The sequence below is a fragment of the uncultured Dialister sp. genome (assembly GCA_900314595.1).
Lineage (GTDB): Bacteria > Bacillota > Negativicutes > Veillonellales > Dialisteraceae > Dialister.
The window spans coordinates 1-12,308 of the sequence record OMVW01000040.1; the positions used below are offsets into that span (position 1 = coordinate 1).

Annotated in this window: 5 protein-coding genes; 1 reads left to right on the plus strand and 4 read right to left on the minus strand. The window is 49.9% G+C overall.

The window, feature by feature from the left end; translation table 11 throughout:
* The 3 genes from QZN42_RS08605 to QZN42_RS08615 all read right to left on the minus strand — a co-directional run.
* The coding region (locus QZN42_RS08605; protein ID WP_296956579.1) for a bacteriophage T4 gp5 trimerisation domain-containing protein at nucleotides 1-4,452 on the minus strand (4,452 nt) is incomplete at its 3' end.
* 1,295 nt (nucleotides 4,453-5,747) lie between these two features.
* Nucleotides 5,748-6,452, minus strand: a complete 705-nt coding sequence (locus QZN42_RS08610; protein ID WP_296956581.1) for an HAD family hydrolase — start codon at nucleotides 6,450-6,452, stop codon at nucleotides 5,748-5,750.
* Nucleotides 6,452-7,858 carry a sodium:solute symporter gene (locus tag QZN42_RS08615; protein ID WP_296956583.1) on the minus strand — a complete coding sequence of 469 codons (1,407 nt, stop codon included), beginning with the start codon at nucleotides 7,856-7,858 and terminating at the stop codon, nucleotides 6,452-6,454. The genes QZN42_RS08610 and QZN42_RS08615 overlap by 1 nt, the downstream gene beginning before the upstream one ends.
* A 1,537-nt stretch (nucleotides 7,859-9,395) precedes the next feature.
* Between QZN42_RS08615 and QZN42_RS08620 the strand changes: the two genes are divergently transcribed.
* Nucleotides 9,396-10,217, plus strand: coding sequence for a hypothetical protein (locus QZN42_RS08620; RefSeq protein ID WP_296956585.1), 822 nt, complete (start codon nucleotides 9,396-9,398; stop codon nucleotides 10,215-10,217).
* A 767-nt stretch (nucleotides 10,218-10,984) separates the two neighbouring features.
* Here the strand turns inward: QZN42_RS08620 and QZN42_RS08625 are convergent.
* Entirely contained in the window at nucleotides 10,985-12,067 is a 1,083-nt protein-coding gene (locus QZN42_RS08625; RefSeq protein ID WP_296956587.1) for an OmpA family protein, read from the minus strand.
* Between the last annotated feature and the right edge of the window lie 241 nt (nucleotides 12,068-12,308).

The following is a 12,308-nucleotide window of genomic DNA, read 5'->3' on the forward strand; positions in this document are numbered from 1 at the left end:
TTCGCTGACTGCTCCGGTTACGTTTTCGGTCAGGTCGCCGCCTACGGTATTTTCCTGGCTGCCGGTAACTTTCGTCTTCTGGTCGCCTGCCACGCTGGTGGTCTGGTTTGCTCCGTAAGTTTCAGATACGTCGCCAGTTACATTTTCAGTCAGGGTGCCTTTTACAGTATTGCTCTGGTTGCCTTCAACTTTGTTTTCCTGATCACCCTTCACGCTGGTGGACTGGCTGCCATAAGTTTCGCTGACTGCTCCGGTTACGTTTTCGGTCAGGTCGCCGCCTACGGTATTTTCCTGATTGCCGGTAACTTTCGTCTTCTGGTCGCCTGCCACGCTGGTGGTCTGGTTTGCTCCGTAAGTTTCACTTACATCACCTTTTACATTTTCGGTGAGAGTGCCTTCTACGGTATTTTCCTGATTACCAGTAACTTTCGTCTTCTGGTCGCCGGTTACGCTGGTGGTCTGGTTTCCTCTGTACATTTCACTGACATCGCCGGTTACGTCTTCAGTCAGATTTTTTCTGACAATATTTGTCTGGTTGCCAGTAACGACAGTCTTCTGATCTCCGCCTACAGTGGTGGTCTGATCTTTCTTGTAATCTTCTCTTACATTGCCGGTGACTGTTTCATTGAGGTTGCCGCCTACGATATTCTTCTGGCTGCCAGTGACTTCATGGGTTTCATTGCCGCCTACCTTGGTGGAGAGGTCGGACTTGTAGTCTTCGGTGACTTTGCCGGTAATGGTTTCAACCAGTGTGCCGGTAACGGTATTGGTCTGATTGCCGCCAACTATATTGGACTGATCTCCTTTAACAGTCGTTGCCTGGCTGCCATAGTTTTCGGTCACTGCGCCTTTGACGGTTTCTGTCTGATTTCCATCAACGGTCATGGTACGATCTTTGGTTACTGCTTCAGTAAGGCTGTCTTTGTAGGTCCGGGTAGCTGCACCGCCGATTTCTTCTGTGAGGGTGCCGGTAACTTTGTGAGTCTCATTTCCACCTACTGTGGTGGTGAGGTCTTTGCCAACGGTGTTAGTCATGTTTTCCGTAGCATTGTTTACCAGATCTTTAGCAATCAGAGTAATATCTGTCGAGGTTTCTCTGATGGAGGAGGTATTGGTTCCGTCAGTGACGTTCTGGCTGATTTCCGTTGCCTTCTTTACTGCTCCGCTGCTATTTCCTGCACCGTCCGTAATATATTCGTTAATTTCACCTGCGGTCTGGGTGTTGTAGGATTTGCTAGTGCCATCGGTGACATAGACGCTGTCTTTGGAGCCAGTCTGGGTAGCATTGCTGATATTTCCATTGCCGTCATTGATGTACTGGTTCATCTGACCCGCAGTCTGGGTATTGTAGGAATTGCTGGTACCGTCGGTTACATAAATGCTGTCCTTGGAAGCCGTCTGGGTTACTGCCGTTCTGTTGGAGCCATCTTTTACAGTATCCGTAATGGAAGTGGTGGTCTTGACAGTGCTTACATTGTCACCTACTTTGTCGGTGATACTGTTGGAAGCAATGTTTACGATATCCTTCGCATTGAGGGTGCTGGTCTCGCCAACCGTAGTAGTCTGGTTCTTTTCTACCGCTTCGATAAGGCTGTCCATGTAGGTACGGTGAGCTGTGCCAGTGATGGTTTCATCATAGGTGCCGCCTACTTCATGAACTTCATTTCCGCCTACTGTGGTGGTGAGGTTTTTACCTACGGAATGAGTTTCATTATTGGTAACCGTAGTCGTGAGGTCATTGCCAATGGTATTGGTCATATCGTTGGATGCATTGTTGACCAGGTCTTTGGCAGTATTGGTGATTGTGCCATCGGCTGCGGTACTGGTGATATCTTTTACATCCTGAACAACGGAAGTGGAAGTGGTGCCGTCAGTAATTTCGGAAGTGGTGGAACCGGAAGTCTTGGTTTCCGTATTCTTTGTCTTTCCGTCTACGCCGGTAATTTCTTCTTTGGCAGTGACTTCGCCACTTTCCTGGGTGACGCTTCCGCTATAGCCCCATTTATCGGTGGAGCCTTTGCCCTTCAGGGATTCGCTGAAGCCATCAGCAGTCTGGGTGGATTTGGTGGTAGTCGTTCCGTCGTTTACGGCAATGCTGCTTCCGTTTTCATCAAATTTGGAAACACTGGTATGAACATTTCCATCATCATCGGAAAGCATATTCTTGGAGGTGACTTTGCCGCCATCAATATCGGTATAGTTGTTGGCATCTTTTTCGATACGGAGTTGGTCCACATTCAACTGGCCATCGACAGAGAGATTTCCGCCTACATCTACATCTTTTTCAAAGGTAGCCTTTTCCTTAAAAGTAGAGGTGCTATCGAAAGTAGAGGTGCCGGTCACTTCCAGGCTTCCGGTAGTAGTCTTGCCATCAATGGTTGCATCGCCGGAGAATACGCCATTACCACCTTTGATATCTCCATTGGTGCTGATGATATCGCCCGTAGCAGAAATAGCTTCGTTAGATTTCAGAGAGCCTACTTCAGCTGCATTGGTTACTTTCAGGGTTTCACCGGAAAGTTCTCCATTCGCTTTGACACTGCTGCCTTCGATTGCACCGGAAGTAGTCAGAGTGGTAGCATTGATATTTCCATTTTCAATGGTAGCCGTGCCATCAGTGATCTTCGAGCCTTTGACTTGTCCGTCAGCGGTGATATCTCCGCCAGCAGTGATACTTTTATCTGCATCGATATCGCCTTTGTTGATCTTGACCTGATTGCCGGTGCCAAAGACTGCTTCGCCATCGACCTGAAGGTCATCTTTCATGGTTACTTTATCTTCTAAGGTCGATTCTCCTTTTACAGTGAGATCTTCGCCAACTTCTACATTGCCTCCGGTCGTTACGTCACCAGTCAGGGTAGATGCTCCATCTACAGTGAGAGTGCCGGTAGAATGAATATCTTTGCCAGTTACAGTACCGGATGAGGTGATATCTTTGACACCGGTCAGATTTCCTCTGGAGAGAGAAGCTGTGCCATCAGTCAGGGTCTTGCCGGTTACAGTTTCCGAAGCAGTAATATTTCCTGCAGAAACATTTCCTGCGGTATCAAGATTTCCGCCAGTCAGAGTAGCTGTGCCATCGGTGAGGGTCTTGCCGGTGACAGTGCCGCCGGAAAGGGTTGCTCCTTTGCCATCGGTAATGGTATTGCCATGAACTGCACCGCTTTCAATCCATGCGCCTTTGCCATCGGTCAGTTTTCCACCTTTGACGGTATCGGCATTAACGGATGTGACGGAAATATCATCTGCCATGCCTACGGTATATTCCGTGCCTCCGTTTGCATTTGTACCGGTACTGAGGGTCAGATTGTCGCCAACTGCCACAGTGCTGTGTTTGGCAGCTTCTGCATTTGCCGAATCAACACCGGCCTGGAGGTTGGCATCCGCTTCCTGACGGGCTTTCGCTTCCGCATCGATATTGTCCTGGAGGGTCTTATCGGCTTCGGTACGTGCAGTTTCTTCCGCAGTTATTTTGTCCTGCAGGTCTGTATCCGCTGCTTCACGGGTTGCTGCTTCCGCATCGATATTATCCTGAAGGGTCTTGTCTGCATTCTCGCGATTGGTGACTTCTTCGAAATGCATTTCTTTCAGACGATCCACACGTCCGTCCAGTCTGGTAACTTCTGATTCACGATTGGTCTTTTCAGTATCGATAGCAGTCTGAAGGGCGGCATCGGCATCAGTACGGGCAGTTACTTCGGCATCAATATTGGCCTGGAGGCTCTTATCTGCTTCTTCGGCTTTCCAAATCGCATAATCCCTGACATTTGTTATGCGGGTGTCCATAGCCGTATCTGCTGCTTCACGAGCTGCTTTTTCATTATCGATATTGGTCTGGAGAGTGCTATCGGCAGTTGTGCGGGCAGTTTCCTCAGCATTTATTTTGCCCTGAAGCTCTTTATCTGCTGTGTCACGGGCAGTTGCTTCATTGTCGATATTGGTCTGGAGAGTCGTATCGGCATTGGTACGAGCTGTTTCTTCAGCAGTAATTTTGCCCTGCAGGTCTGTATCTGCATCTTTCAGATCTTCGATGGCTGCTTTGTTGGATGCAATATCTGTCTTATTAGTCGCAATATCCGTGGCATTTTTTGCTATATCTGTTTTGTTGGTAGCAATATCCGTCTTGTTGGTTGCAATATTTGTGGCATTGGTTGCAATATCCGTCTTGTTGGTCTTAGTCTGATCGATGGCGGTATTGATACTGGTCACATCTGTTACTGTTCCAGTGATAACTTTCTGATCTGTACCGCCTTTATCAGTTACTGTGGCTGTATCCAGATCCGCATAGGATACTCCGCCGGTGGCGAGGAGGGATACTGCCAGGAGGGACGAAAGAACGGCTTTCTTCACCGTGCTCCCGGAGGGGGCTTTCGTATGTACTTTGGCTATTTCCGACGTGACTACGTAGCAGTGCTTCACCCGGCTCCAGAGTACTCTGTACACTTTGTTCATAGGATGACTTCCTTTCTCTTCTACAATGGTACCCGCGCCGGTACCGCTTCTTTCGACCAAAACCCGACACTTGCGCGACAGTGCCGCTTTTACAGTTTCAGTATAAAATATCGGAAAGGGGCAGAAGAGAGTTTTGTCACGACACGTCGATTTTTTGGCACGACTGGTTTTAGCGGTTTTAAATGTTACAATTCTGTAAAGGAAATATATATTTTTCTCTCTGTTGAAAATAACATATTTCTGTATAAAAACCTGATTTCTGACCGGTTTTTCATATTTATGCTGTGTGGGACTGCATAAAAATTCTTTTTCTTGAGTATGGCTTTGATAAACTTATCTGCATTAAAACAGGAGATTTGATGAGCATTGAATAGATAATGAAGATTCCTCCTGCACGATCCACGGTCATCGCAATTGCCTCTATCCCATCAGCATGTCCTGCAGGTTCATGTCGAAAAGGAAATAAAAAATGCTTCGTTTTTACATCAGTTTTTGCAGTCACCAGCGACTTAGAGCGTAGAACAACCTCCCTGCACTTCGGGCATCCCTCCAAGCTTGGGTGCCCTGCAGCATACTTTCCATTTTTCTCATATGCGATTTGAATGGGTAGTGCAGGATTTTTCCTTCACTTGCCCTCTCACCGCTGCACGGAGCTCTTGAGGAACGTAATGTACTTGCCTTTTGTCTCATTTTCAACTTGAACCATAGTACAGCCCCCTACCGTTTCGCGGAGCCCCCCAGCCTCTGCATGACTCTCACTGCGATTTGCTCGTCCCTTCAGTCCTTCAAATCGCGTTCGAGAGCAGAACTTCGGGGGGACTACTGCTTTTCGATAGTGTCATTTATCCCAAGTATGTTTTATCAGTCAGCCTCATATGTGCCTTGTGCGGTAGTACAACCCACCCGTCTTCGCTTCGCTCAGCCACCCTCCCAAACTTGGGAGGGCTTGAACATTTCGATTTGTATGGGTTCCGTCAATTTCGATGGCATTCTTCCGCCCGGATTTTTGATATCCCGGGGAGAACGCTGCGCTTCCCCTGCTCTACGCGCACGGCCGGGAATGCTCGTGCCCGCCCGGGCGGAGGTGCTCGTTCACGTAAGGCCGGGAATACAATTTCAAGTCGAATTTGTAGAGCCACCGCCTGGGTAGAACCCCGGCGAGCTCATTTGCGGGCCATAGGCCCATATAATATTTGGCCGCTTCAAATTATTGATGCGGCCACCTTCCCTTTTCCCTTACCCCTTTCCCCCTTGTTTTCCTCACGCAAAAAGTGAGTCCCGAAGGGCTCACTTTATTAAATATAGGACAGTATTTCTTCCGGAGTATGGATGACGGTTTCTGCTCCGTGTTCTTTGAGGAAGTCTTCCGTGCGGAAGCCCCAGCTGACGGCGAGGCATTTGACTCCTGCATTGGCTGCAGTTTCGAGGTCTGTTTCTGTGTCTCCTACGTAGAGGGCTTCTTCTCTTGCAATGGAGAGTTTTTCCAGAATGGAATGGACCATATCCGGGGCCGGTTTCCTGCGGATGGCGGGGCTGTTTCCGATGACTATGTCGAAGCCATTTGGAAATACGGCTTTTGCCAGGGCCTGGACGTCGGAGTCGTTTTTGTTGGAGGCTACGGCTGTCCGGATGCCTTTATTTCTTAAGGCGGATAGGACTTCGGGGATGCCCGCATAGGGAGCGGTGCGGATGTGGTTGTGCTTTGCGTAGTAGGGGGAAAATATTTCTTCCAGCTTTTTTACGTCGGAGGATGTGAAGCCGTAAGCGGAGAGGGGAATTTTATTTCCGATGAATTCCAGATCTTCCGCAGGGCAGCCGCTTGAGAGGGCGAGGCATTTTTCCATGTCCGCGGTGATTCCGCTTCCGTAGCAGAGACCTACGAGGGGCTCGGAAAAGTCGTGGCGCTTTCCGTATTTCCCAAGGGCATAGTTGGTGGCTATCGTAAGGTCGGACAGGGTATCGAGGATGGTCCCGTCCATATCAAAGATGACGATTTTCATTATTTCAGGATTTCCTCTTCGCCCCAGTCGTTCGCATTTTCCACTTTCTTCTTCCGGATTCCGGGGATGAGGACGATGACGGAAACGATGAGTCCCACAAAGAGAGGGTCAAGGGGCAGTTTGATAAAGGTAGCTGCGGCCAGAGCGGCGGCTGTGGAAATAATCATGGAAGCGACGGTCCAGTACTTGGAGAGGTGACCGGGCCAGAAAACGGCCATGGAGAAGGGGATGAATATCCCGCCTCCCCGGAGGGCCATGGAGAGGTAGTTCCAGAAGAGGACTTCGCTTCCCCTGTTGGCTATGGAAATAATGCAGGCGAGGATCATCACGGCCAGTACAGAAAGTTTCGTGAGGACCAGAAGTTTATGGTCGTCTTTCACGGAGAAGAGGGGGGTAATGATATCTCTGGCGATCATGGTACCTATGCCCAGGGAGAGGCCCCCGATGCCGCTCACCAGGGAGAGAACGATACCTCCCATAGCAAGTCCTCCGATGAAGGTGGAAGTATGGTTGATGAGGTAGGTCGGGAGCACGAGGATGGGCAGGACTTCCGGGTCAAAGGCATGCATGTACATACCGATGACCACATTGGGAAGGCCTACGGGAATGACGATGAGGGCTGCCGCAAAGCATCCGAAGGATGCAGTGACCGGGGTGGATGCGGAGAAAATGCACTGCACGTAGGTCTGAGTGCAGATGATGCCTACGATGACTGAGAAAAGGTTCGCGAGAGACGGTTCGATGCCCCGTCCGAAGAGGCTGAAATGGCTGGCCGGGATGGCTGCCCATTCCGGTGTGCCGTGAAGGAGGTAAATCGCCTCAAATCCGGCAATGAAGAGGGAGAACCAGATGATGCCCATTTTGAGAATTCCGCCGATTCCTGCGCTTTTCATGCCTCCGAAGAACGTATAGCCGATGACGAGAAGGATCAGCACCACCGCCGATATTTCCGGAGGAAGACCGGTGAGATTGGCAATGATTTCAATCCCCGGGAGGGTGGAAGCGACCGCCGAGAATAGGATGCCGATAGAGGAAATAATGGACGCCAGTTCCTCCGCCCTTTCCCCGTAATGGAGGGCCAGGAACTGGGGAATCGTCTCGAGGCCTGTCCCGCGCATCTTCTTCGCATAGAAAATGCCCATGATGATGAAAGCAATCCCGCTTCCCAGGGTGAACCACCAGGCAGAGAGGCCGAAACTGTAAGCCAGCTGGGCCGTGCCTACTGTCGCACCGCCTCCGACCACCGTCCCCGCGATGCCCCCTGCCACCAGCGGCACCCCCGCAGACCTTCCGCCTACGGAGTACCCGGCAGCAGACTTCACAGACCGGGAATGATAAATACCGATGCCGATGACCAGCGCCACCGTAGCTGCGATAATGATTGCATGAAGCGTAGTCAGATTCATGAACTTCCCCTTTTTTATTATATATACATTAAATATATTAAGAGCATTATACCACAAGTGTAAAGAGAGGGCATGAGATTTAAGAAAAAATTTAGGATAGGTAACTATGCGGGGTAAGAGCGGGCAGGCATATTTATGAAATAGAAACTGTACGTTTCAAGGACTTTTGAATCGGGGCGGAAAATAAAGGGGAAAGGGAAGGATATGGTTCGCTGCGCGAACCAATTTTTTATAGTGCGCTCCGCGCACGGGCTATGGCCCGCAAATGAGCTGAAACTGGTCCTGCGCAGGCGGTGGCTCTACATGAGCGGCCTGTACCTGTATTCCCGGCCTTACGTGAATGTGCATCTCCGCACGAGCGGGCACGTGTATTCCCGGCCGTGCGCGGAAAGCGAGGGAGCGCAGCGTTCTCCTTTGGGAGTCATCCTTTCGAAGCAGCTGACGGATAGAGTATGCTATGATGCATGTCGAAATTTGGGATGAAAAAGATGATTTCCTTTGCCATCCGTTTTTTTAGTCATCAGCGGCTTGACTGAAAGATGAACCTACCCGGCCGCTCCGCGGCCACCCTTCCAGCACTCGGAAGGGTGGTGACCGGCTGTCAAGCTTTCCTTTTTCCTCATACGTGCTTTGAATGGGTAGTGCAGTTCCCCCCTCACCGCTTCGCTCGCTTCCCCCCGGACTCGGGGGCAGGTGATTTTTCAGCTTGATTATGATTTTTTCATATACACCTTGAATGGACCGTGCAGTTCCCCCCCTCACCGCTTCGCGGAGCTCCCCCGAGGGGGAGCCTGCCTGCTTGCCGATTTCCTCATTTTTCCCGGGTATGTTTCGTCAGTCAGCCCTGTTTGTGCCTTGTGCGGTAGTACAACCCCCTGCCCGCTTCTCTCGCCGCCCCCCGGACTCGGGGCAGGTGATTTTTCAGCTTGATTATGATTTTTTCATATACACCTTGAATGGACCGTGCAGTTTCCCCCCTCACCGCTTCGCGGAGCTCCCCCGAGGGGGAGCCTGCCTGCTTGCTGATTTCCTCATTTTTCCCGGGTATGTTTCGTCAGTCAGCTCTATTTGTGCCTTGTGCGGTAGTACAACCCCCTCACCGCTTCGCTCGCCGCCCCCCGGACTCGGGGGCAGGGGATTTTTCGACCTGAACGAGTATTTCAAACTCGCCTGTGTAAAATTCCCCATATAAATTTGTCAGCGCAACAGCGCTGACACCTTCCCGCAATCCCCAATCCGAATATCGAATCTGACTCAATCCAAAAATCTGACAAATGACTCAATGAAAAAGCCTGTGCAGAGTCCCCATAAAAAAATGTGCCGCATCAGCGGCACACCTTCACGAACAACGAACAACGAATCACGAATCACGAAAATCGAACCTGACTCAATCAAAAAATCTGACAAAAGACGCAACAAAGATGTATAATTAAAATATAAGAAAACAATTAGAAATTGTATTTCAAACTTATTACTCAGATACCGGCCGGGGAAAGACCGGTTTCTACTGCTGTCGTTCATTAAAGGAGGAGCTGCCATGACGATTAATTACCTGCTTCAGGTGCTGCAGGATATGGAAGATGGAAAAATCCGGGACCCTGATTACATCAAAGACCCGAAATGGGAATTTTCCAAAGCTTTCCGACGGGTACAGAGACGGATCCAGCGTCTGCGCGGCCGCATGCATTATGAACTGGTGGAAATGAACCGGGCGAAGGTATCCGCTGTTTCCGGTCATATGGAAGATTTCACGAAATTTTTCGCTTCCATCCGGAATTTCAACCTGAAGGACTGCGAGGGGCTCCCGGGGATTAAAAGTTTCATCCAGGAAGGGTTCCAGGTGGAAGATATGATGGCTGTGGCAGATGCCATCGGAGATGTGGGCACTGTCAGTTCCATGGGTTACAAATCCATCACCCCGGACTATGCAATCATGGATGCCGTGCTGTCGCTTCCGAAAGTCACTGTGGATGAAAAGAAACTCCATGAACTGGATAAAGTTTATATCGCAGAGCTCATCAGAGAACTGGAGGACTATCGCAAAGCCGCCCGGGCTCTAGTGGAAAAGCAGGAGGAAATCACTTCCGCCGCCAGGGAAGCGGCATCGCTTCTAAGCGACCTCCACGATTATTTCGTAGACGGTATCGATGATCTGAAAACCATTGTCGGAGAAAAAGGCCCCGACTGGGAAAAATATGACCAGTCCGAAAAGATGCAGATTGCCAGGGCCATCCAGGCAGCCCATCTCATTACTATTCTCTTCCCCCGCCTCATCGACCCCGATACAAATGAACTCAGTGAAAAGACAGCAAGGGCCATCGAAAAGACAAGGCATGCCCTCTCCTTCCGGGATGCATGAAATAAAAAACGCGGAGACTTTCTGCAGGAAGTCTCCGCGTTTTTATTTTGAAATATTATAAAAAAAGACCACCCTTAAGATGCACTCGAAGGTGTCTGAAATCAAGTGAAGCTGGCCAGGGAAATCAATCAAAAAGAGCCGGGTTTTCAATGAAAGAAATTCATCCCATTTTCGACTTGAACGGGCTTTTCACACCTGCCTGTGCAAAATCCCAATAAAAATATGCCGCATCAGCGGCACACCTTCCCCAAGTCCCAATTCCCAATTCCCAATTCCAAAATCCGAATACCGCTTCTGCCTCAAACCACCTTATCTGACAAATGTCTCGGAATTTTTTACGTAACGCATGAATCCTTTCCAGTCATTTTCCATGCTGACCATCGTACGCCCCCTCACCCTTCGGGAGCTCCCCGGACGCGGGGAGCCTTTCTGCTTTTCGGTAGAGTCAAATGACATGAGTACCTTTCATCAGTCAGTCCCGTATGTGCCGGCTGCGGCAGTACAACCCCCTGCTCGCTCCGCTCGCCGCCCCCCGGACTCGGGGGGCAGGTGGATTTCGACTTGTACGGGTATTTCAAACCCGCCTGCGCAAATTCCCCATAAATAATCGGCGGCCATCAGGCCGCCACCTTCCCGAAATCCGAAATCCCCAATCCGCCATCCGAAAATCGAATCTGACTCAATCCGAAAATCTGATAAATGTCTCAATAGAAAAAGCCTCCCGGCTCCAATGAACCGGAAGGCTTTATTTCTATTTCTAACAACTATTATTTATGTTCAAATACGTCGACTCTTCTGCTTTCCGGACCGGTAGCTCCTTCATCGCCTTTGACCATGGGGATGAGTTTGGATCCGTCTACGCCCTGGGATACAGCGTAGGCTTTGACGCTTTCGATGCGGCGGGCAGCGAGGTCTTTATTGTATTCGGCAGAGCCGGTGGGGTCTGCGCGGCCTACGAGTTTGAAGGTGTGGCCTGTTTCTTTTGCCTTTGCGATGAAGTCTTTCAGGTTCAGTTTCTGGGAATCGGTGAGAACTGCGGAATCGCTGTCGAAATGAACGGAATTCATGTAGTAGTCATTTTCCGGAGCGGCTACCGGGGTATCTGCCGGAACTTCGACGGGTGCTGCATTTCCTCTGACTTCATCATTTCTGATGATGGAAACGGTGGACGGTTCTTCTGCCTGTGCTTCATAGTCCAGGTTTTTTTCTTCTCTTTCGAAAACTTCACCGGAGTGGTCTTTGCCTCCGAAACGGTAGGAAACGCCGGCAATGAAGCCTTTGTAGGAAACGTTATTTTCAGAATCGCCCTTTGTATTCAGGTAATGGTAGCCTGCATTGAGGTCCACATTCTTGTCCAGGGCCAGGTTCACCCCTGCTTCCCACATGGAGGTCTGCTCGGTGCCTACGGCGCCTTTGGCGTATACGTCCACCACATCATTGATGGGCTGGCGGGCAATGACGCCCAGCTGGGCGATATTATTCGTCTGGTCATCGGAACCGAAGACGCGCTTCGGGAAATTCTTCATATAAATGCGGTTCCAGCCTACAAAGCCTGCCACCTGGGGATGGAAGGAATAGAGCGCATTGATTTCATTCATATTTCCATCGGTATGATCCGAATGGAGACCGGTGTACTGGTACTGCGCAGCCCAGCGGTCATTGATTCCATAAGTCACTCCGCCCAGGAAATTCCACTTTCCGTCGGATTTGTAGCCATTGGATTTAGCCTCGGCATCCCACATGCCCACATTGATTTCCGTCTGTCCTTCCTTGAAAGAAGTCTGGGGAGAAGCGAAAGCCACGCCCGTTACGGAAGCGGCCAGAGCCATCATAATCAGGATTTTTTTCATAGTTATATACCTCATTCTCGTAAAATTTTTTCTGGAAATATATATGTATTATAACATAATAAAGAGGGTGGAAATAGAGAACATAAGTAGGTACCGGACTTTGAGAAATATAGAAGTTTTTAATGACTCATGTTCGAAAAAGCGGGGAAAAGGGGTAAGGGAAGGATATGGTTGGCTGGCGCCAACCAATTTTTTGTAGTGCGCTTCGCGCACGGGCTATGGCCCGCAAATGAGCTGAAAC

Coding starts and splice junctions, on each gene's coding strand:
- QZN42_RS08610 (WP_296956581.1), bottom strand. CDS start 6,452: ATGAAAATCGTCATCTTTGATATGGACGGGACCATCCTCGATACCCTG.
- QZN42_RS08615 (WP_296956583.1), bottom strand. CDS start 7,858: ATGAATCTGACTACGCTTCATGCAATCATTATCGCAGCTACGGTGGCG.
- QZN42_RS08620 (WP_296956585.1), top strand. CDS start 9,396: ATGACGATTAATTACCTGCTTCAGGTGCTGCAGGATATGGAAGATGGA.
- QZN42_RS08625 (WP_296956587.1), bottom strand. CDS start 12,067: ATGAAAAAAATCCTGATTATGATGGCTCTGGCCGCTTCCGTAACGGGC.